The organism is Geodermatophilus dictyosporus, assembly GCF_900115505.1.
Classification (GTDB): domain Bacteria; phylum Actinomycetota; class Actinomycetes; order Mycobacteriales; family Geodermatophilaceae; genus Geodermatophilus; species Geodermatophilus dictyosporus.
On sequence record NZ_FOWQ01000007.1, the window covers coordinates 172,301 to 192,258 of the forward strand.

A 19,958-nucleotide genomic window follows, 5' to 3' on the forward strand; every position below is an offset into this window, starting at 1 on the left:
GCGACGCTCAGTGGCGGGGGAGGACCGCCCAGACGGTCTTGGCGTCGCCCTCGACGTACCAGCCGTGCGCGGTCGACAGCTCGGCGATCAGGTGGAGGCCCAGGCCGCCCTGGCTGGGGTCGCGGTCGACGGCGGGGGTCGGCGGGGTCCCGGTGTCGCCGTCGGAGACCGCGACGAGGAACGCGTCACCGGTCCTGCGGACGGAGGCCTCCACCCGGCCGCCGCCGTGGCGCAGCGCGTTGGAGGCCATCTCGTCGAGCACCAGCAGGAGCCGGTCGCGCAGGTGGGCGAGCCCCTGGGCGTCGATGCTCCGCCGCAGCTCGTCGCGCACCCGGGGGAGCTCGGTGACGTCGGAGAGCCGCCACCGCAGCCCGTCCCACGCCGGTGGAGGGGACGCCGTGGGCCAGCCCGCGCCGGCCGCTGCCCGTCCCACCCGGTGTCTCCTCGCGCGTCGAGCCCCCGTCCCGGGCTGGATGTCGAACACCTGCGTATGGCTCGTTGGAGCACGTCTGAAACCCGGTTGGGACCGGTGTCACAGGTCCGCGAGTGGCGGGACGCGGCTCGATCGACGTCGTCACCGCGCCGACACGGCGCCGGAACACCGGGCGCGGACGCTGTGCCGGGTACCCGCCCCCGGCCCCTGGAGCCCCGCGATGGCCACCCTGACCACCCGGTCCCGCCCGCCGTCCGCCGACCCCGCCGACCCTGACGGGCGGCCGCCGTGGCGCGTCGCCGTCCCGCTGGGGCTGCAGCACGTGCTGGCGATGTTCACCTCCAACCTGACCCCCGCCATCCTCCTGGCCGGCGTCATCGGCGCGACGACCGGCGAGGCGACCCTGCTGGTGCAGGCCGCGCTGCTGTGCGCGGGGCTGGCCACGCTGCTGCAGACCGTCGGCATCGGCCCGGTGGGCAGCCGGCTGCCGCTGATGATGGGCTCGGGCTTCGCGTTCATCGCCGTCGCCGTCCCGCTGGCCGAGGAGCACGGGCTGGACGCCGTCCTCGGCGGGGTGCTGGTCACCGCCGCGGTGCAGGTGGCCATCGCGCTGGGCATCCACCGGGTCGCCGGGCTGTTCCCGCCGGTGGTGACCGGGACGATCATCCTGGTCATCGGCCTGGGCCTGCTGCCCAGCGGGGTCGACCTGGCCGCCGGCGGTGTGGGCTCGCCCGACTTCGGCTCGCCGGTGAACCTGGGTGTCGCCGCACTCGTCTGCCTGCTCACCGTGGTGCTCAACCAGTTCTGCCGGGGGCTGCTGTGCACCGCGTCGGTGCTCATCGCCGTCGTCGTCGGCTACCTGGTGGCGATCCCGCTCGGGCTGCTCGACCTCTCCGGCGTCGGGGACCGGCCGCTGGTCGCGCTGCCCGAGCCGTTCGCCTTCGGGGTCTCCTTCCCGTTGGTGGCGGTGCTGTCGATGGCCGTCGTCGGCGTGGTCAACACGGTCGACTCGGTCGGCACCGTGCACGCGGTCACCGAGGGCGGCGCCGGCCGGCCGGCCACCCGCCGCGAGCTGCGCGGCGGGGTCCTGGCCGAGGGCGGCAGCGCGGTGCTCGGCGGCGTCTTCGGCGCCCTGCCGACGACGATGTTCAGCCAGAACATCGGCCTGGTCGCGCTCACCCGGCAGATGAGCCGGCACGTGGTGACCATCGGCGCGCTGGTCCTGGTCGGCCTCGCGCTGCTGCCGCAGGTGGCCGCGGTGCTCGCCGCCATCCCGCCCGCGGTGCTCGGCGGTGGCGTGCTCGTGCTCTTCGGCATGGTCTGCGCGATCGGCGTGCAGCTGCTGGCCAAGGACGGCCTGGACACCCGGTCGCTGCTGGTCGTGGCGCTGTCCCTGGCGCTGGGCCGGGGCATCGCGTCGGCGCCCGACGCCGTCGACCGCGTCACCGGGCAGTGGGGCGCCTTGTTCGACTCCGGGATCGTCGTCGCGGCCGTCGTCGCGGTGGTGCTGAACCTGGTGCTCCCCGGCCGGCCGGCGGCGCGTCAGGCGGCGGCCAGCGCGGCGCAGTAGGCGGCGACGACGGCGGGGTCGCGCATGGCCGGTCCCATCACCGCCACGCCCGACGCCCCGGCGGCGAGGCAGCCCGCCACGTCGCCGGGGCGCACGCCGCCCAGCGCCAGCACCGGCGGGGCACCCGGGGCTAGCGCGGCCAGCCCCGCGGTGCCCAGCGCCGGGCCGTACCCGGGCTTGGACGCGGTCGGCGCGAACGGCGACAGCGTCGCCCAGTCGCAGCCCTCCGCGGCCGCCCGGGCCAGCTCGGCGGCCGAGTGGCAGGACCGGCCCACGAGCGGCGGGCGCACGGCGGGGAACGGGTCGGCGGCCGTCAGGTGCACCGCGGTGCCCTCCGGCGCCCCGGCGGCGCCACCCCACACCAGCAGCCCGCCCACCGGGTCGAGCGCCGCGCGCAGCTCGGCGGCCAGCGCCCTCCGCTCGGGGAGGGGCAGGTCGCGGTCGCGCAGCCAGACCGCCCGGGCGCCGGCGGCCACCGCCGCGGCGACCACCTCGGGGAGCGGGCCGCGGGCCTGCGTCCGGTCGGTGACCAGCAGCAGCCGCGGGGCGCTCACAGGGCCGGCAGGCCCTCGAACGGCGTCGAGGCCTCGGCGTGCCAGCGCCGCGGGATGCGGCCGGCGAGCCGCGCCAGCCGGCCGCCCTCCACCGCCTGCCGCATGGCCAGCGCCATCCTCTCGGGGTCGCGGGCGCGGGTCACCGCCGAGGCCAGCAGGACGGCGTCGCAGCCGAGCTCCATGGCCAGCGCGGCGTCCGAGGCGGTGCCGATGCCGGCGTCGAGCACCACCGGCACGTCGACGGCCTCCCGCAGCAGCGCCACGTTGTGCGGGTTGCGGATGCCCAGCCCGCTGCCGATCGGCGAGCCCAGGGGCATCACCGCCGCGCAGCCGGCGTCGGCCAGCCGGCGGCCGAGCACCGGGTCGTCGGTGGTGTAGGCGAGCACGGTGAAGCCCTCGGCCACCAGCTGCTCGGCGGCGTCGAGCAGCTCCACGGCGTCGGGCAGCAGCGTGCGCTCGTCGCCGATCACCTCGAGCTTGACCCAGTCGGTGCCGAACGCCTCGCGGGCCAGCCGGGCGGTGCGCACCGCTTCGCGCGCGGTCATGCACCCGGCGGTGTTGGGCAGCAGCCGGACCCCGGCGCGGTCGAGGACCTGCACCATCGAGCCAGCCGCCCCTCCCGTCCCGGCGGAGGCCTCGACCCGCCGGAGCGCCACGGTGACCAGCTGGGTGCCCGAGGCGCGGACGGCGGCCTCCAACGCCTCCAGGCTCGGCACGCCGCCGGTGCCCAGCAGCAGCCGCGAGCGGAACGTCTCCCCGCCGAGCACGAACGGGTCGGCGGCCTCCTCCGCGGCCAGGGCCGGTGCGAGGTCCTGGGTCGACAAGGTCATCCTCCTGCGGTCGGGGCGAGCACCTCGACGGCGTCGCCGGGTGCCAGCGGGGTCCGCGCCCAGCTGCTGCGCGGGACGACGTCGCCGTTGCGCGCCACGGCCACCCGGTCGTGCCCGGGAGCGCGCTGGGCCACCAGCTCGGCGACGGTGGCGTCGTCGGCCAGCTCGGCCGGTTCGCCGTTGACGGTCAGCTGCACGTCAGTCCCTCCGGAAGCGGTCGGCGGTGAACGGGGCGGCCACTTCCGGCAGCGGGCCGCCGGCCAGCAGGTCGGCGACGGCGTCGGCGGTGACCGGGGTGAGCAGCACGCCGTTGCGGTGGTGGCCGGTGGCCAGCACCAGCCCGGGCAGTGACGCCGGTCCCAGCAGCGGGGCGTTGTCCGGCGTCCCCGGGCGCCAGCGGGCCAGCGTCTCCACCAGCTCCAGCTCGGTGATCCCCGGGACGACGTCGATGGCGTCGTGCAGCAGGTCGTGCACGCCGCCGGCGGTGACGGTGGGGTCGAAGCCGCGGTCCTCCACCGTGGCGCCCACGACCAGCCCGTCGCGGCCGTACGGGACCAGGTAGACCTGCCGGCCGCGCACCAGCGCCCGCACGGTGCCCTCGAGCAGCTCCTCGGCGCCGGCCAGCCGCAGGATCTGCCCCTTCACCGGCCGCACCGGCAGCGGCGGGACGCCGGGCAGCTGCCCGCTGCGGGCGCCCAGCGCCAGCACCACCTGCCCGGCCGGCACCGCCGCCCCGCCCGCCAGCCGCAGCCCGGCCGCGCGCCCGCCGTCGACGACGAGCTCCGCCACCCGGTCGCGCACCAGCTCGACGCCCTCGGCCGCGGCGGCGGCGAGCAGCGCGGCGTGCACGGCCCGGCCGTCGACGGAGTGGTCGCCGGAGACCTGCAGCCCGCCGCGCACCCGCGGGGTGAGCGAGGGCTCGCGGCGCCGGGCGGCCCGCGGGGTGAGCCGCTCGGCGGCCAGCCCCAGCTCGAGCTGGAAGGCGTGCAGCGCGTCGAGCTCGCGGACGTCGTCGTCGTCGAACCCGACCACCAGCGTGCCCACCGTGCGCAGCCCGACCGGCCGCCCGGAGGCCGCCTCCAGCTCCGCGGCGAAGGACGGCCAGCGCTGCAGCGAGGCCAGGCCGAGGCGCAGCAGCGGCTCCTCGCCGTAGCCGGCCTCGGTGACCGGGGCGAGCATCCCGGCCGCGGCGGCCGAGGCCCCGGCGCCCGGGGCGTCGTCGACCACGGTCACCGACAGCCCGCGGCGGGCCGCCCGCCAGGCGACCGCCAGCCCGACCAGCCCGCCCCCGGCGACGGCGACGTCGGTCACCGCCGCCGGCCCCGGAGCACGACCGGCAGGGTGAGCGCGACGGCGACGCCGAGGCCGACCAGCGAGGCCGACCAGCCGTTGGCCGGGTCGATGCCCAGGTCGGCCTGCCTCGCCGTCCACCACGCCGTCCAGCCGGCGCCCGGGCCGGGGAAGAACGTGGGCAGGGTGAGCTGGTAGGCGACGAACCCGGCGGTCCACGGCAGGAGCAGCAGCGGGCGGGCCGGGGCGGTGCCGGAGGTGTCCCAGCGCCCGTGCGGGGTGGTCCAGTAGGCCACGATCAGCACGCCGGCCAGCGGCACGAAGACCGCGCCGATGAGGAAGAGGAACGGCTCGTAGGCGGCGACGTCGAAGGTCAGTGCCAGCAGCGTGGCCACGGCGCCGACGACGAGCACGAGCACCCGCCGGTCGAGCCGGGCGACGACGTTCTGCGCCGACACCGCGGTGGAGTACAGGTTGGCGAAGGCCTCGTCGAGCTCCACCGACACCAGCACGAGCACCGCGACCGCGCCCAGCGGGACGGCCAGCAGCGCGTCGATGACGTCGAACCCGGCGCTGCCGTAGGCGGCCAGCGCCAGCACGCCGAGCACGAACATCACCACGGTGGCCAGGCCGTAGCCGACCGCCGAGCCGACGCCGGCGGCCCGGGCGCTGCGCGCGTGGCGGGTGTAGTCGGCGGCCAACGGCAGCCAGGACACCGGCAGCGCGATCACGATGTCGGCCGCCGTCCAGAACGACGTCGCGCCGCCGCCCTCGATCGGCGGCAGCGGCTCGCGCAGCACCCCGACGAACAGGTAGACGACGGCGGCGAGCGCCGCCCACACCGCGTAGCGGGCGAGCACTCTCACCACCCCGAGGGGCCGCAGCGCCATCGCCGTCGCCAGCACCCCGGCGGCGACGACGAACGGCCAGCGCGGCGCGTCGAGCACCCGGGAGGCGGCCTCGGCGATGACGACGACCTCGAAGGTCGCCCAGCCGACGCACTGCACGAGGTTGAACGCCGTCGGCAGCCAGGAGGTGCGCCGGCCGAGCAGCCCGCGCAGCAGCACCATCCCGGGGACGCCCTCCCGCGCGCCCGCCGCGGCGACCAGGCCGAGCAGTGTCGCGCCGACCACCGCGCCGACGACGATCGCGGCGACCGTGACGCCGAGCGGCCGCCCGGGCAGCACGACGAAGACGGCGGCCACCGGCAGCAGCACGCTGACGCCGAGGTTGGCCCACAGGCCCAGGTTGGCGCCGAGCCCGAGGGTGCGCGGCGGCGCCTGGTCGAGGGTGAGGGGCGCGTCGGAGGTGCGCTGGACGTCGGTGCTCATGGCTGCTCCCTACGCCGGCATTACCCGGTCAGGTTCCAGCGGTCGGCGGCGCCTGCAGCCGCCCTCTCAGCCCGGTCGCCCCGAGCTCCCGCACATGGCGCAGGCCACCATACGCACCCCGTAGGGTGCTCCGCCGTGCCGGTCGCCGAGCTGCTCACCCGCCACCCCGACGCGTGGCGGCGGGCCACCCGCGCTCCGTTCCTCGACGCCGTCCGCGACGGCACGCTGCCCGCCGGGGCGTTCGACACCTGGCTGGTGCAGGACGCGCACTTCGTCGCCGACCTGCTGCGCTTCCAGGCCCGGCTGCTGGCCCGGGCGCCGCGGCCGGCGTCGGCGGTGCTGGCCGCCGGGTGCGTCGCGCTGGTGGAGGAGCTGGCCTGGTTCTCCTCGGTGGCCGCCGGGCGGGGACTGGACCTCGCCGCGCCCCGGCTGCCGGCCACGGTGGCCTACGCGCAGCTGCTCGACCGGCTGGACGCCGCCGACGCCGGGACCGCGCTGACCGCGCTGTGGACGATCGAGCGGACCTACCTCGACGCGTGGTCCGCCGCGCTCCCCGGGGCGCCGGGGTACCGCGAGTTCGTCGAGCACTGGACCGTGCCCGGGTTCGCCGCGTACGTCGCCGGCCTGGCGGCGGTGGCCGGGGACGCCGACGACGCGGTGTTCCTCGAGGTGACCGCCGCGGAGGAGGCGTTCTGGGGGATGGCGCTGTCGTGAGCCTCTCCGCCGAGCTGTGGGCCGGCAGCGCCGACCTGGCCGGCGCGGCGCTGGCGCACCCGTTCGTCACCGGGATCGCCGACGGCACGCTGCCGCGGGAGCGCTTCGCCGGGTACGTCGCCCAGGACGCGTTCTTCCTCGAGGCCTTCGCCCGCGCGTACGCGCTCGGTGTCGCGCGCAGCCGCGACCGCGCCACGCTGGAGGCCTTCGCCGACCTGCTGGCCGGCGTCCGCGGTGAGCTGCGGCTGCACGACGGCTACGCCGCGCGGTGGGGGATCGACCTGTCCGTCGTCGAGCCGGTGGCCGCCACCCTGGCCTACACCGAGTTCCTGCTGGCCACCGCGGCGCTGGGCGACGTCGGAGAGGTCTGTGCGGCGATGACGCCGTGCATGCGGCTCTACGCCCACCTCGGCCAGGCCCTCGTTCCACGTGCAACCGGGCCGTACCGCGAGTGGGTCGACACCTACGCCGACCCGGGCTTCGAGGAGCTGGCCGCCACGCTGGAGGCGCTGCTCGACCGGCTGGCCGCCGGCACCCCCGCCGTCCGCCGGGCCTACCGGCGGGCGATGGAGCTGGAGCTCGCCTTCTTCGACGCGGCCTGGCGCGGCGAGGGTAGCGTCGGCGGGCAGTGACCGGGGTGTCCGCCGTCCGGCGGGCTGAGAACACACCCGTCGAACCTGTCCAGGTCATGCTGGCGAAGGGACGTCACGGCGTGGATGCCGCTGCTCTGACCACTGCCCGTCAGGCGCTCCCGGGCGCCGCACCGCTGGTGCACTGCCTGACCAACACCGTCGTCCAGACGCTCACCGCCAACGCGCTGCTCGCCGTCGGCGCGGCGCCGGCGATGGTCGACGAGCCGGCCGAGGCCGAGGGGTTCGCGGCCGTGGCCTCGGCGGTGCTGGTCAACGTCGGCACCGTCAACCGGCGCACCGCGGAGGCGATGCGGCTGGCCGCCCGGTCGGCCGCGGCGGCGGGGACGCCGTGGGTGCTCGACCCGGTCGCCGTCGGCGGGCTGGCCTTCCGCACGGAGCTGGCCGACGAGCTGCTGGGCTCGCGGCCGGCCGTCGTCCGCGGCAACGCGAGCGAGGTCATGGCCCTGGCCGGCGCCGGCGCGGGCGGGCGCGGGGTGGACTCGACCGCGGCCGCCGACGACGCGCTGGACGCCGCCGTCGCGCTGGCGGGGCGCACCGGGGGTGTGGTCGCCGTCAGCGGCGCGGTCGACGTCGTCACCGACGGGTCCCGCACCGTCCGGGTGGGCGGCGGGTCGCCGCTGCTCACCCGCACCACCGGCGCCGGCTGCGCGCTCGGCGCGCTGGTCGCCGCCTACGTCGCCGTCGCCGGCGACCCGCTCACCGGCGCGGTCGCCGCGCACGCGCACGTGGCGCTGGCCGCCGAGGCCGCGGCCGCCGTCGCCGCCGGGCCGGGCACCTTCGCCCCGCTGTGGCTCGACGCGCTCGACGCGCTGACCGACCTCTCCGCCGCGCAGGTGACCGCGTGAGGCCGCCGTTCGACCCGACGCTCTACCTGGTCACCGACACCGCGCTGGCCGGCCCGCGCGGCGTGCCCGACGTCGTCCGCGCCGCGGTGGCCGGCGGGGTCACGGCGGTGCAGGTGCGCGACAAGACCGCGTCGTGCCGGCAGCTGTACGCGCTGGCGCTCTCGGTCAAGGAGGTGCTGGCCGGCACCGGCGTGGCGCTGTTCGTCAACGACGACGTCGAGGTCGCGCTGATGGCCGGCGCCGACGGCGTGCACGTGGGCCAGGACGACCTGCCCGCGGCCGAGGTCCGCGGGCGGATCGGCCCCGACCGGCTGCTCGGGCTGTCCACCGGGTCCGACGACGAGCTGGCCGGGGCGCTGGCGCTGCCGCCGGGCACGGTCGACGTCGTCGGCATCGGGCCGGTGTGGACGACGCCGACCAAGCCCGACGCCGGTACCGGGCTCGGCCCCGAGGGCGTCGCCGCGCTGGCCGCGAGGGCGGCGGCCGGCGGGCTGCGGACCGTGGCGATCGGCGGGATCGACGTCGAGCGGGCGCCGCTGGTCACCGGCGTCGACGGGATCTGCGTGGTGTCGGCGATCTGCGCCGCCGAGGACCCGGCCGCGGCCGCCCGCGCGCTGCGGGAGGGGACCCGGTGACCCCGGTCGCGCTGACCGTCGCCGGCAGCGACCCCAGCGGCGGCGCGGGCGTCCAGGCCGACCTGAAGACCTTCAGCGCGCTCGGCGTGTACGGCACCGCCGTGCTCACCGCGCTGACCGCGCAGAACACCCGCGGGGTGACCGGCGTGCACCCGGTGCCGGCGGCGTTCGTCGGCGAGCAGGTCGGCACGCTGCTCGCCGACGTGACCGTGCACGCCACCAAGACCGGGATGCTCGGCACCGCCGACGTCGTCCGGGAGGTCGCCGTCGCGCTGGCCGACCGGGTTGCCGGGCCGGTGGTGTGCGACCCGGTCATGGTGGCCACCAGCGGCGACCGGCTGGTCGACGACGACGCGATCGCCGCCGTCCGCTCCGAGCTGCTGCCCGTGGTGGAGCTGGTGACGCCGAACGTGCCCGAGGCCGCCGCGCTGCTCGGCGTGCCGCCCGCGACCACGGTCGACGAGCTGCCCGCGCAGGCCGAGGCGCTACTGGAGCTCGGGCCCGGGGCGGTGCTGCTCAAGGGCGGGCACCTGGGCGGGGCCGAGAGCGTCGACGTGCTGGCCACCGCGGACGGCGTCGTCGTCACCCGGCGTCCGCGGGTGGACACCTCCGCGACGCACGGCACCGGCTGCACGCTGTCGTCGGCGATCGCCGCGCTGACCGCCCGCGGCGTCGGCGGGCCGGGGCGCTGGGAGCCGGTGGTCGAGCAGGCCCGCGACTACCTGCACCGGGCCCTGCAGGCCGGGGAGTCGCTGGGCATCGGCTCGGGCCACGGCCCGGTGCACCACTTCGCCGGCGTCTGGCCCGCCTGACGCTCGTCGTCCCGGCGACCCGTCGGATCCCGAGGACGCGGCGCGCGTCCGCGTGCCCGCGAGCCCGCACGTGCTCGGCGTCGCGGTGACCTGATCCGCCCCGGCGACGGCGTGCGCCGGTGCACCGTCTCGCGGCGCGGAACGGTGCCTGCGCGCACGCCGTCGGCCCCGGCGGGTCGTCGCGGTCGGCGTCCTGCGCTGGTTGACTCCCCGCATGGTCACGCCGATCCCCGAGCCGGTCCCGCCGATCGACCCGACCGAGCCGGTGCCCGACGACCCCGGCGAGCTGCTCCCGGACGCCCCGGAGCCCCTGCCGCCCCCGCCGATCGAGCCGACGCCCGACGACCCCGGTGGAGACCCGGGCGGCGTCCCGGAACCGGCCTGACGGGCTCGACCGGCGGGCGCGGTCCTCAGAGCACGAAGCCGATCAGCAGGTGGGCGTTGAGGGCGATGATCAGCGCGGCGACCACGGAGCCGACCACGGTGGTGACCCGCCGGTTCACCCAGCCGCCCATCAGGTCGCGGCGGCTGGTCAGCCACAGCAGCGGCACCAGCGCGAACGGGATGCCGAAGCTGAGCACCACCTGCGACCACACCAGCGCGGTGGTCGGGTCGCCGCCGAGGACCAGCACCGCCAGCGCCGGGGCGAGGGTGATCAGCCGGCGGGCCAGCACCGGGATGTGCCGCTTGAGGAACCCGGCCATCACCACCTGCCCGGCGTGCGTGCCCACCGACGAGGAGGCGAAGCCCGAGGCCAGCAGCGCGACGGCGAAGGCCAGCGCGGCGCCGGTGCCCAGCTGCTGGCCGAGGCCGGCGTGCACACCCTCCAGTGAGGTCACCTCGTCGGCGCTGCCGGTGAACAGCTGCGCGGCGATGACCAGCATCGCGGCGTTGACCAGCCCGGCCATGCCCATCGCCAGCAGCACGTCGAGACGCTGGGCCCGCAGCAGCCGGCGCCGTCCCTCGTGGGTGCGCCCGGCGGTGACGACGTCGCCGTAGCGGCCCGGGGTGAGCGCGGAGTGCACGTAGATGACGTGCGGCATGACCGTGGCGCCGAGGATGCCGGTGGCCAGCACCAGGCTCTCCGGGCCCTCGAAGGAGGGCACCATCCCGCCGGCGAGCCCGCCGACGTCGACCCCGGCTCCGACGAGCGTGTAGGCGAACCCGGCACCGATGACCAGCAGCAGCCCGGTGATGACCCGCTCGAAGGGCCGGTGCCCGCGTGACTGCGCCCCCAGCAGCACGAACGCGACGACGGCGGTGATCAGGCCGCCGATCGGCAGCGGCACCCCGAACAGCAGGTACAGCGCCACGGCGCCGCCGACGATCTCGGCGAGGTCGGTGGCGATGGCGACCGCCTCGGCCTGCACCCACAGCCCCCAGGTGACCGGCCGGGGCAGCTTCTCCCGGCACAGGGTGGCCAGGTCGCGCCCGGTGGCCAGGCCGAGCTTGGCGGTCAGGCTCTGGATGAGCATCGCCATGAGGTTGGCCGCGACGATCACCCACAGCAGCGTGTAGCCGAACGAGGCGCCGCCGGAGAAGTTGGTGGCGAAGTTGCCGGGGTCGACGTAGGCGACGGCGGCGACGAAGGCCGGGCCCAGCAGCGGCCAGATCCGCCGCCGTCCGGTCGGTCCCGGCGACGGGCGGGGCGTGCCGACGAGCGTCGTCGGCAGGACGGCGGCCTCGGTCTTCGACAGGTACACGGGGGCCTCACAGGGCGGCGCGGCGGGGGACGGGGGTGGGTGCTCGCTCCTGGTCTGCCCGCCGGGGGTGTCACGGTCGGGCCAGGGCGTGGCCCGCGCGGGCCGAGGTGAGCCTGGCCTCAGCGGGCCCGGGGCCGCGGACGCGGGCGCCCCCGGGACCCGCTCAGGCCGCCGGGACGATGAGCCCGGCCGTGGCCGTGCGCGCCGTGGTGAAGCGGGTGGTGACGTCGGCCCAGTTGACGACGTTCCACCAGGCCGCGACGTAGTCGTTCTTCACGTTGCGGTACTGCAGGTAGAACGCGTGCTCCCACATGTCGAGCATCAGCAGCGGCACCAGGCCGACGGTGAGGTTGCCCTGGTGGTCGTGGAGCTGGCAGATGAGCAGCTTCTGGCCCACCGAGTCCCACGCCAGGATCGACCAGCCCGAGCCCTGCACGCCGCCGGCGACGGCGGTGAAGTGGGCCTGGAAGGCCTCGAAGGAGCCGAACTGGTCGTCGATGGCCGCGGCCAGCTCGCCGTCGGGGCGCTCGCCGCCGTCGGGGCTCATGTTGGGCCAGAACACCGAGTGGTTGACGTGCCCGCCCAGGTTGAACGCCAGGTTCTTCTCGTGCAGGTTCGCCGTGCCCAGCGAGTCGTTCGCCCGCGCCTCGGCGAGCTTCTCCAGCGCGGTGTTCGCCCCGGTGACGTAGGTCTGGTGGTGCTTGTCGTGGTGCAGCTGCATGATCTCGCCGGAGATGTGCGGCTCCAGGGCCCCGTAGTCGTAGGGCAGGTCGGGGAGCACGTACTCGGGCATGGGGTTCCCTCCGTCGGGATGGCTGGACGCCCGTCGTCCTGCCCGCCCGGGGTGACACGGCAGGGCCGACCCGTGGCCCCCGGGGGCCACCCGGTCGGACGTGTGTCGCGTCATCGGGTGCCGAGGGGTCGCGGCCCGAGGTCCGGGGCATGCAGGAGGGGACCGCACTCGCGACCCCCGGGAGTCCCCGTGACCCTGCCCACCGACCGCCCCCTCGCCCTCGTCACCGGCGCCTCCAGCGGCATCGGCCTGGAGCTGGCCAAGCAGTTCGCCGAGCACGGCTTCGACCTCGTCGTCGCCGCCGAGGACGCCGAGCTCGACGCCGCCGCCGAGACCCTGCGCGCGATGGGCGCGCACGTCTCCCCGGTGCGCGGCGACCTCACCCGCTACGAGGACCGGGAGCTGCTGGTCACCGCCGTCCGGGGGTCGGGCCGCCCGCTGGCCGCCGCGGCGATCAACGCCGGCGTGGGCGTCGGCGGGGCGTTCACCGACACCGACCTCGACGCCGAGCTGGGCATCGTGGCGCTCAACTGCGGGTCGACGGTGCACCTCGCCAAGCGGGTGGCCCAGGACATGGCCGCCCGCGGCGAGGGCCGGATCCTGTTCACCTCGTCGGTGGCCGCGCAGGCGCCGCAGCCGTTCCAGGCCGTCTACGGCGCCAGCAAGGCGTTCGTCCAGCACCTGTCCCTGGCGCTGCGCGAGGAGCTCTCCGACCGGGGCGTCAGCGTCACCGCCCTGCTGCCCGGGCCCACCGACACCGAGTTCTTCGACCGCGGCGACCTCACCGACACCCGGATGGGTGCCACCGACGCCAAGGACGACCCCGCGCAGGTCGCCCGCCAGGGCTTCGAGGGGCTGATGAAGGGGGAGGCGTCGGTGTTCGCCGGGTCGCTGGCCAGCAAGGCGATGGGCCGGCTGTCGGCGGTGACGCCGGGCAACGTGGCCGCGAAGCTCAACCGGGTGATGACCGAGCCGGGCTCCGCGGACGGCTGAGGCACGATGGCCGGGTGCTGCCCGGTCCCGCCGTCGTCGAGGCCGGCCCGATGCGGCTGCGTCCCTGGCGGGACGACGACGTCGACGACGTGTGGGCCGCGCAGCAGGACCCGGCCGTGCGGCTGTGGGCCGGGGGAGTGGCGTCGCGGGAGGAGACCGCCGGGCTGCTGGCCCGGCTGACCAGCCGGCCGGACCGGGTGTCCTGGGCGGTCGCCGACGCCGCCTCCGGCGCGTTCCTCGGCTCGCTGACCCTGCACTCGGTCGACGTCGTCGCCGGCCACGCGCAGGCCGGGTACTGGACCGTGCCGGCCGCGCGGGGTCGCGGAGTGGCCGCCCGGGCCCTCGACGCCGCCCGCTGGGGGTTCGCGACGCTGCCGGTGGACCGGGTGGAGCTGTTCCACGCGGCGGAGAACGAGGCGTCGGCGCGGGTGGCGGCCAGGGCCGGGTCCACCCTCGAGGGCCGGCTGCGCCGCTCCTACCGGTACGGCGACGGGCGCGAGCACGACGAGCTGGTGTGGGCGCGGCTGGCCGACGACGACGTCCCCGACCTCGGCCCGACCAGCTCCTGCAGCCGGTGGGCCCCACCTGCCACGGACCGCGCCGATCCCGCCCGTCGTGCGTCCGGGGCGACCGGGGCGGCGGGTCGGCGTAGAGGTGCTCCAGCCAGGCGCCCCCGACGGCCGCGGAGCCGCACGGCCGCGGTCACCGGTGGGCCGGGGGAGGGACGTCGGCCAGCACCCGGCCGCCCGCGCGCAGGCCGGCGCCGATCAGCCGGCGCAGCGCGACGACGGCGGCCGCGGTGGCGATCGAGGTCCAGGTCGGCTCGGCGGCCAGCCGCAGCAGCCCGGCCGCCAGGAGCAGGTCGAGCAGCACCCCCAGCGCGAGGGCCGGCCGCCGGGTGGCGACCAGGGCGACCGCGCCGGCGAGCAGGGCCAGGCCGCTGACGAGGAGCGCCAGCGTGCCGGGCAGCGGTCCGAGCGAGGTCACGCGGTCCGTCCCGGGGACTCCGGTGCGGCGGGGTCGGGGGTCGCCTCCCGGGCCTCCTCGGCCACCTGCCGGCGCTCCTCGGCGATCTCCCTGGACAGGAAGTAGTTCAGCGCCGTCCGGATCGCGGCGACGGCGGCCAGCTGGCCGAGCTCGCGGAAGCTGGGCGCCACCGCCGTCCGCAGCACGTCGCTGGCCAGCTGGAACTCCAGGCCGAGCGCGAGGAACCGGCCGAGGGTCAGCCGCACCGGCACGAAGGCGCGCGACCCGTGGCCCCGCACGCCCACCCAGACGAAGCGGGCGAAGGCCCACACCGCCCCGACCAGGATGACGGCGGCCCCGCAGGCCTCGACGACGGTGACCAGGACGCCGACGACCTCGGCGAGCAGCTCCTCCACGGCTGGCGCCTACCCGGGACGGGAGCCGCTCACAGCGGGACGGCGAGACCCTCCGGCGGCGGCGCGTCCAGGGCGGCCCGCACGTCGGGGCGGCCGGGTGCCAGCCCGGCCCCCGCGAGCACGACGTCGCGCACCAGCGCGTGCCACCGGCCGACCGAGCGCACCATCCCGTGCCCGCCGGGCAGGGTGAACCGGGCGACCCGCACCCCGGCCACGTGCGCCCGGACGGCGAAGTCGGCCGACAGCCGGGCCGGCACCCACCGGTCGCCGCGCCCGTGGGCCAGGACGACGGTGCGCCCGCGCAGGTGGCCCACCGGCTCGCCCGGCGGCGTCCACGGGGCCAGCCCGCACACCGCGGCGACCGAGGGGTCGTCGCCAGCCCGCAGGACCGCGCGCCCGCCCATCGAGTGCCCGACCAGCACGACCGGGACGTCGCCGTGCCGCTCGCGCACCTGGTCCAGCGCCCAGCGGACGTCGGCGTGCGCGTCGGCCGCCGCGCCGTTCCAGCCGGCCACCCGGTAGCGCACCAGGTAGGCGTCCACCCCGCGCCCGGCGGCCGCCCGCGACACCGCCTCCTGGATCGCGCGCATCCGGATCAGCGACAGCGCCCGCTCCCGCGGCGGCTCCACGCTGGCGACGGTGCCGCCGTGCGCGAAGACCGCCACCGCCCGGGTCGGGACGGTGGCCGGGGTGTGGTCGAGGGCGGGGACCCGGGCGGCGGTCGTCAACGGCGGCCGCGCAGCCGGGCGCGCGCCCGGTCGCCCAGGTCACCGGCCTGCAGCAGCGCCCGGCTCACCGGGTTGGGTCCGCGGCGCCGCTCCAGTGCCTGCCCGACGCGGCGGAGCAGCCCGGTGGCCAGCGGCACCAGCACGGTCACGATCAGCCAGACCCGCAGCCTGCGGGTGAGGAACAGCCACATGGTCGGGGCGTGTGCCCGGCGCCGGGCGGGTGCAACCGCCGCGTCAGTCGGGGTCCGGGGCCAGGCGGACGACCATCTTGCCGGTGTTGGCCCCCTTGAGGAGGTCGAGGAAGGCGGGGACGGCGTTCTCCAGCCCCTCGTACACGGTCTCCCGGACGACCAGCTCGCCCGAGCGGATCCAGCCCGACACCGTCTCGGTGAACTCGCCGTGCAGGTCGGTGTGGTCGCCGACGAGCAGGCCGGTGACCGCGAGCCGCTTGGCGATCATCAGGGAGCTGAAGTTCCTCGGTCCGGGCACCGTCTCGGTGGCGTTGTAGCCCGAGATGGCGCCGCAGACGGTCACCCGGCCGTGCACGTGCAGCGCGCCCAGCGCGGCGTCGAGGTGCTCGCCGCCGACGTTGTCGAAGAAGACGTCGATGCCGTCGGGCGCGGCCTGCGACAGCAGGTCCCTGACCGCACCGTCGTGGTAGTCGAAGGCGGCGGTGAACCCGACGTCGCGCAGCCAGGCGACCTTCTCCGGGGTGCCGGCGCTGCCGACCACCGCCGACGCCCCGCGCAGCCGGGCGAACTGGCCCACCGCGCTGCCCACCGCCCCGGCCGCGCCGGAGACGAACACGGCGTCGCCCTCGCGGAACGCGGCGACCCGGAAGAGCCCTGCGTAGGCGGTCAGCCCCGGCATGCCGAGGATGCCGAGGGCGTAGGTGAGCGGCAGGTCCTCGGTGGCCGGCAGCTGCCGGACGGCCCGCGCGTCGAGGACGGCGACGTCGCGCCAGGCGGCGTCGGTGAGCACCAGCGCGCCCTCGGGGACGTCGGGGGAGCGGGACTCGACGACGCGGCCGACGGCGCCCCCCTTCATCACCTCGCCCACCTCCCACGGTGCCGCGTAGGAGGGCCCCAGCCGCATCCGCCCGCGCATGTAGGGGTCCACCGACATGGCCACCATGCGCACCACCACCTGGCCCTCGGCCGGGCCGGGGTGCTCGACCTCGACCAGCGCGAAGTCGTCGGGGGTGGGCTCGCCGTGGGGCCGGGCGGCGAGGTGCCACTCGCGGGCGGTGATCGGCACGGGGCGCCTCCTGGGGCTCGGGTCGGTTCCGCGGCCGATCCTGCCGCTGCCCGGGCGCTCGTGCCCCGCCGGGTGGCGCGGCCGTCCTACGCTCGGATCATGTTGTTCTCCCGGTACAAGACCCAGCCGGTGACGCAGGACGACGCGCTGCCGGGCCGACCCGAGCCCCTGCCGCACGTCCCGGAGACCCACGCGGTGAACGGCAACCGCATCCAGCCGCCGTTCCCCGAGGGGGTGCAGACCGCCGTCTTCGGCGCGGGCTGCTTCTGGGGCGTGGAGAAGGTGTTCTGGCAGGTGCCGGGCGTCTACTCCACCGCCGCCGGCTACGCGGGCGGCTACACGCCCAACCCGACCTACGAGGAGGTCTGCTCGGCGCGCACCGGGCACACCGAGGTCGTCCTCGTCGTCTTCGACCCCGCCGTCGTCAGCTACGGCGAGCTGCTCAAGGTGTTCTGGGAGGACCACGACCCCACCCAGGGCATGCGCCAGGGCAACGACGTCGGCACGCAGTACCGCTCGGCGATCTACCACGCGACGCCGGAGCAGGAGGCCGCCGCCCGCGCCAGCCGCGACCAGTACCAGGAGCGGCTGAAGGCGGCCGGCTACGGCGAGATCACCACCGAGATCGCCCCGCTCGGCGACTTCTTCTACGCGGAGGACTACCACCAGCAGTACCTGTACAAGGTGCCCAACGGCTACTGCCCGGTGCACTCGACCGGCGTCTCCTGCCCGGTCGGCCTGCCCGGCGTCTGAGGGAGGACCTCCCCCTCCCCCGCCCCCGAGGGAGCAGCCGGTCGGCGGCCGGTCAGAGCGAGGCGGCCAGCAGCGACCCGGCGAGGGCGGGGGAGGGCGCCGGCGCGGCCGGCTGCGGCAGCGGGGTGCCCTCGACCCCGGTGAGGATCGCGTGCACCACCTCGGCGGGCACCGGCCGGGCGAACAGGTGGCCCTGCGCGAGGTCGCAGCCCAGCGCGGTCACGAACTCGTACTGCCGGCTGGTCTCCACGCCCTCGGCGACGGTGAGCAGTCCCAGCGTGCCGGCGAGGTCGACGATCGCCCGGGTGATCGCGTCGGCGTCGCCGTCCTCCCCGGCGCGGCTGACGAACTCGCGGGCCACCTTGAGCAGGTCCACCGGGAAGCGGCTGAGGTAGGCCAGTGACGAGTAGCCGGTGCCGAAGTCGTCGACGGCGATGCGCACGCCGAGGGCCCGGAGCCGCCGCAGCGTGGCCGCGGCCGTCTCCTGGTCCTCCATGAGCGCGGTCTCGGTGACCTCCAGCACCAGGTGCCGGGCGGCCAGGCCGCTCTCGGCCAGCACGGTGCCGACCTCGTCGGCGAACCCCGGAACGGACAGCTGCCGGGCGGACACGTTGACCGTCACCGTCAGGCCCGCCGCGTCGGGGCGGGCGGTGGTCCAGCGGACGGCCTGGGCGCACGCCTCCCGCAGCACCAGCGCGCCGATCTCGACGACCAGGCCGGTCTGCTCGGCCAGCCCGATGAACCGGTCCGGCGTCCGCAGGCCGTCGACGGGGTGCTCCCAGCGGACCAGCGCCTCGGCGCCGGTGGGCCGGCCGGTGCGCAGGTCCACCAGCGGCTGGTAGACCACCCGCATCTCCCCGTCGCGGATCCCCCGGGCCAACTCGGCGGCCGGGTCCGCCGCGGCGGGCACCCGCTCCCGGGCGGCGCGGGGCTCCTGGCTGCGCTTGACCCGGTACATCGCGTCGTCGGCGGAGCGGACGAGGGCGTCGGCGTCCGCGGTCCCGGCGCCGCCGAGGGCCACGCCGACGCTCACGCCGATCGAGACCAGGCGGCCGTCGCCGAGGTCCACCGGCTCACCCACGGCGGCCTCGATCCGGTCGACCACCTCGCGGACGTAGTCCTCGGCCACCGGGCCCTCGACCAGGACGGCGAACTCGTCGCCGCCGAGCCGGGCGACGGTGTCGTCGGCCCGCAGGCACCGGGTGAGCCGGGCGGCCACGATGCGCAGCAGCTGGTCACCGGCCTCGTGTCCGTGGGTGTCGTTCACCGGCTTGAAGCCGTCGAGGTCGAGGTAGAGCACCGCCGGCCAGGTGCCGGTCCGGCCGGCCACGGCGACCGCGTGCCGGGCCCGGTCGAGGAACAGCGTGCGGTTGGGCAGCCCGGTCAGGCCGTCGTGCAGCGCCTGCCGGCGCAGCCGCTCCTTGAGCTCGGTCACGTGGTGCAGGCTCTGCTCCAGCCGGCCCCGCTCGAGCGAGGTCGCCACGTGCCGGGCGAAGGTCTCCAGCACCGCGAGGTCCTGGCGGCCGAAGGTGCCGACGTCGCCGACGTGCTCGGCGACCAGCAGCAGCCCGTGCACCCGGTCCTCGGTGCGCAGCACCGAGACCATCGACTCGCCGAGGCCGCGGCCGCGGGCGTAGGCGTCCAGCGCCGCGGCGCCGGGCCGGCCGCTGCGGGCGGGGGTGACGCCTGAGGTCAGGCCGGCCCCCAGCAGCTCGCGCAGCGGAACGACGTCCGCCAGCGGCGCCATGACCACCGGGTCGGCGTCGTGCTCGGTGCGGGTGACGGTGACCTCGTCGTCCTCGCCGTGCCCGAGCAGCACCAGCTCGGCCGACCCGGCCCGGAACGCGCCGCGGACGGAGTCGAGGAAGTCGGTCAGCGCGGAGTCGAGGTCGGAGCTCTGGTGCAGCAGCGAGGTGACCTCGTGCAGCAGGCGCAGCTGGTCCTGCTGCTGGCGGGCACCGGTGTAGGCGCGGTAGGCCGCGAGGATCAGCACGGTGGGCAGGGCGAACAGCGCCAGCGACGCGGGGTCCTGGACCCCGGTGCGCGCGACGATCACCCCGACCGCGGCCGACCCGACGGTGAAGGGCAGCGACAGGCCGAGCATGCCGAGCAGCGGGCCCGGGTCGAACCGGCCCTCGGAGAGGCTGATCGCGGCGAAGATGGCCAGGTCGGCGTGGACCGTGGTGACCAGGACGGCGGCCAGCGCCGCCGCCCACGCCCACGGCCCGTCGGCCGGTCCGCCGAGCGCGGCGAACACCGCGGTGCCCAGGGTCCCGCCCACGGCGTAGAGCGCGACGTTGAACGCGAGCTTCACGCCGCGCTGGCGCCGGTGCAGGACGAACGCGGCCGTCGCGCCGGCGACCTGTGCCAGGACCAGGTCGGTCGGCGGGGCGAGGAAGAGGCCGGCGGCCAGCACGAGGTCGCCCATGGAGAAGGTGTGCGCCTCGCGCTGCCACTGCACGTGCACCACGAGGGTCTCGGTCAGCGCGAAGGCCAGCGCCCACACCACCCACGGCAGCGGCAGCACCGCGGCAGGGGTGGGCAGCGAGCGGACGACGACGGCGAACAGCACCGTCGCGACCACGGTCAGCGCCACCGTGAGCAGCACGATCCGCTGGGCGGGACCCAGCCGGAGCCTGCGGCTGCCCGCGGCGGGAGCACCGTTCGCCGTCGTCGTCATGG

23 protein-coding genes, 1 pseudogene and 2 riboswitches are annotated in these 19,958 nt (G+C 76.8%); of the genes and pseudogenes, 10 read left to right on the plus strand and 14 right to left on the minus strand.

Annotation, left to right across the window (positions count from 1 at the left end; translation table 11 throughout):
- Positions 1-7: 7 nt before the first annotated feature.
- Positions 8-433 (minus strand): ATP-binding protein, encoded by a 426-nt coding sequence (locus BMZ33_RS16890; RefSeq protein WP_091113257.1) that lies wholly within the window; start codon positions 431-433, stop codon positions 8-10.
- A 220-nt stretch (positions 434-653) separates the two neighbouring features.
- Here BMZ33_RS16890 and BMZ33_RS16895 point away from each other — a divergent pair, with 220 nt between their 5' ends.
- Positions 654-2,003: a uracil-xanthine permease family protein gene (locus tag BMZ33_RS16895; protein WP_169064475.1), complete on the plus strand. Its 1,350-nt coding sequence runs from the start codon at positions 654-656 to the stop codon at positions 2,001-2,003.
- Here BMZ33_RS16895 and BMZ33_RS16900 read toward each other — a convergent pair.
- From BMZ33_RS16900 to BMZ33_RS16920, 5 genes are all read right to left on the minus strand, one after another.
- A complete protein-coding gene (locus BMZ33_RS16900) occupies positions 1,976-2,557 on the minus strand; it encodes a thiamine phosphate synthase (RefSeq protein WP_091113265.1) in 582 nt (193 codons plus the stop codon). The genes BMZ33_RS16895 and BMZ33_RS16900 overlap by 28 nt on opposite strands.
- On the minus strand, positions 2,554-3,387 hold the full coding sequence (locus BMZ33_RS16905) for a thiazole synthase (RefSeq protein WP_169064476.1): 834 nt from the start codon (positions 3,385-3,387) through the stop codon (positions 2,554-2,556). Before BMZ33_RS16905 ends, BMZ33_RS16900 begins: the two co-directional genes overlap by 4 nt.
- Entirely contained in the window at positions 3,384-3,584 is a 201-nt protein-coding gene (gene thiS, locus BMZ33_RS16910) for a sulfur carrier protein ThiS (protein ID WP_091113268.1), read from the minus strand. The genes BMZ33_RS16905 and thiS overlap by 4 nt, the downstream gene beginning before the upstream one ends.
- Position 3,585: 1 nt before the next feature.
- The gene (gene thiO, locus BMZ33_RS16915) at positions 3,586-4,698 is read right to left on the minus strand and encodes a glycine oxidase ThiO (RefSeq protein ID WP_091113273.1); all 1,113 of its coding nucleotides are present in this window, start codon (positions 4,696-4,698) and stop codon (positions 3,586-3,588) included.
- Positions 4,695-6,008 (minus strand): purine-cytosine permease family protein, encoded by a 1,314-nt coding sequence (locus BMZ33_RS16920; protein WP_091113277.1) that lies wholly within the window; start codon positions 6,006-6,008, stop codon positions 4,695-4,697. Before BMZ33_RS16920 ends, thiO begins: the two co-directional genes overlap by 4 nt.
- A riboswitch (TPP riboswitch) is annotated at positions 5,998-6,110 on the minus strand. Its footprint overlaps the gene before it by 11 nt.
- Positions 6,111-6,143: 33 nt before the next feature.
- Here BMZ33_RS16920 and BMZ33_RS16925 point away from each other — a divergent pair.
- The 6 genes from BMZ33_RS16925 (at position 6,144) to BMZ33_RS23445 (ending at position 10,052) form a co-directional block, all read left to right on the plus strand.
- A complete protein-coding gene (locus BMZ33_RS16925; RefSeq protein WP_091113280.1) occupies positions 6,144-6,722 on the plus strand; it encodes a TenA family protein in 579 nt (192 codons plus the stop codon).
- The gene (locus BMZ33_RS16930) at positions 6,719-7,354 is read left to right on the plus strand and encodes a TenA family protein (protein WP_091113283.1); all 636 of its coding nucleotides are present in this window, start codon (positions 6,719-6,721) and stop codon (positions 7,352-7,354) included. The genes BMZ33_RS16925 and BMZ33_RS16930 overlap by 4 nt, the downstream gene beginning before the upstream one ends.
- Positions 7,346-7,443: riboswitch (TPP riboswitch) on the plus strand. It overlaps the preceding gene by 9 nt.
- Positions 7,435-8,220, plus strand: a complete 786-nt coding sequence (gene thiM, locus BMZ33_RS16935) for a hydroxyethylthiazole kinase (RefSeq protein WP_091113287.1) — start codon at positions 7,435-7,437, stop codon at positions 8,218-8,220. It overlaps the preceding riboswitch by 9 nt.
- The gene (gene thiE, locus BMZ33_RS16940) at positions 8,217-8,855 is read left to right on the plus strand and encodes a thiamine phosphate synthase (RefSeq protein WP_091113290.1); all 639 of its coding nucleotides are present in this window, start codon (positions 8,217-8,219) and stop codon (positions 8,853-8,855) included. The genes thiM and thiE overlap by 4 nt, the downstream gene beginning before the upstream one ends.
- Positions 8,852-9,667 (plus strand): bifunctional hydroxymethylpyrimidine kinase/phosphomethylpyrimidine kinase, encoded by an 816-nt coding sequence (gene thiD / locus BMZ33_RS16945; protein WP_091113293.1) that lies wholly within the window; start codon positions 8,852-8,854, stop codon positions 9,665-9,667. The genes thiE and thiD overlap by 4 nt, the downstream gene beginning before the upstream one ends.
- A 214-nt stretch (positions 9,668-9,881) precedes the next feature.
- Entirely contained in the window at positions 9,882-10,052 is a 171-nt protein-coding gene (locus BMZ33_RS23445; protein WP_169064477.1) for a hypothetical protein, read from the plus strand.
- 25 nt (positions 10,053-10,077) lie between these two features.
- Here BMZ33_RS23445 and BMZ33_RS16950 read toward each other — a convergent pair whose 3' ends face one another.
- Both BMZ33_RS16950 and BMZ33_RS16955 read right to left on the minus strand, forming a co-directional pair.
- Entirely contained in the window at positions 10,078-11,370 is a 1,293-nt protein-coding gene (locus BMZ33_RS16950; protein ID WP_091113296.1) for an Nramp family divalent metal transporter, read from the minus strand.
- Between the two features lie 163 nt (positions 11,371-11,533).
- Positions 11,534-12,163, minus strand: coding sequence for a superoxide dismutase (locus BMZ33_RS16955; RefSeq protein ID WP_091113299.1), 630 nt, complete (start codon positions 12,161-12,163; stop codon positions 11,534-11,536).
- 189 nt (positions 12,164-12,352) lie between these two features.
- Here BMZ33_RS16955 and BMZ33_RS16960 point away from each other — a divergent pair, with 189 nt between their 5' ends.
- Together BMZ33_RS16960 and BMZ33_RS24200 are read left to right on the plus strand one after the other, a co-directional pair.
- Positions 12,353-13,156 carry an SDR family NAD(P)-dependent oxidoreductase gene (locus BMZ33_RS16960; protein WP_091113303.1) on the plus strand — a complete coding sequence of 268 codons (804 nt, stop codon included), beginning with the start codon at positions 12,353-12,355 and terminating at the stop codon, positions 13,154-13,156.
- A 50-nt stretch (positions 13,157-13,206) separates the two neighbouring features.
- Positions 13,207-13,590: pseudogene (locus BMZ33_RS24200) on the plus strand (GNAT family N-acetyltransferase); the annotation flags it as partial.
- 268 nt (positions 13,591-13,858) lie between these two features.
- Here BMZ33_RS24200 and BMZ33_RS24205 read toward each other — a convergent pair.
- The 5 genes from BMZ33_RS24205 to BMZ33_RS16990 are packed head-to-tail and all read right to left on the minus strand — an operon-like array spanning position 13,859 to position 16,523.
- A complete protein-coding gene (locus tag BMZ33_RS24205; protein WP_244524300.1) occupies positions 13,859-14,143 on the minus strand; it encodes a DUF1622 domain-containing protein in 285 nt (94 codons plus the stop codon).
- Positions 14,140-14,538, minus strand: a complete 399-nt coding sequence (locus tag BMZ33_RS16975; protein WP_091113306.1) for a DUF1622 domain-containing protein — start codon at positions 14,536-14,538, stop codon at positions 14,140-14,142. The genes BMZ33_RS24205 and BMZ33_RS16975 overlap by 4 nt, the downstream gene beginning before the upstream one ends.
- Before the next feature lie 29 nt (positions 14,539-14,567).
- Complete coding sequence (locus tag BMZ33_RS16980; RefSeq protein WP_091113310.1) at positions 14,568-15,266, minus strand: alpha/beta fold hydrolase; 699 nt, start codon at positions 15,264-15,266, stop codon at positions 14,568-14,570.
- Entirely contained in the window at positions 15,263-15,457 is a 195-nt protein-coding gene (locus BMZ33_RS16985; RefSeq protein ID WP_091113316.1) for a hypothetical protein, read from the minus strand. The genes BMZ33_RS16980 and BMZ33_RS16985 overlap by 4 nt, the downstream gene beginning before the upstream one ends.
- A gap of 43 nt (positions 15,458-15,500) precedes the next feature.
- The gene (locus BMZ33_RS16990; RefSeq protein WP_169064479.1) at positions 15,501-16,523 is read right to left on the minus strand and encodes an NADP-dependent oxidoreductase; all 1,023 of its coding nucleotides are present in this window, start codon (positions 16,521-16,523) and stop codon (positions 15,501-15,503) included.
- A gap of 99 nt (positions 16,524-16,622) precedes the next feature.
- On the opposite strand from BMZ33_RS16990, the gene msrA reads away from it, so the two are divergent.
- Positions 16,623-17,276, plus strand: a complete 654-nt coding sequence (gene msrA, locus BMZ33_RS16995; protein WP_091113681.1) for a peptide-methionine (S)-S-oxide reductase MsrA — start codon at positions 16,623-16,625, stop codon at positions 17,274-17,276.
- 52 nt (positions 17,277-17,328) lie between these two features.
- Here msrA and BMZ33_RS17000 read toward each other — a convergent pair whose 3' ends face one another.
- Positions 17,329-19,956: a putative bifunctional diguanylate cyclase/phosphodiesterase gene (locus BMZ33_RS17000; protein ID WP_091113321.1), complete on the minus strand. Its 2,628-nt coding sequence runs from the start codon at positions 19,954-19,956 to the stop codon at positions 17,329-17,331.
- Positions 19,957-19,958: the final 2 nt, after the last annotated feature.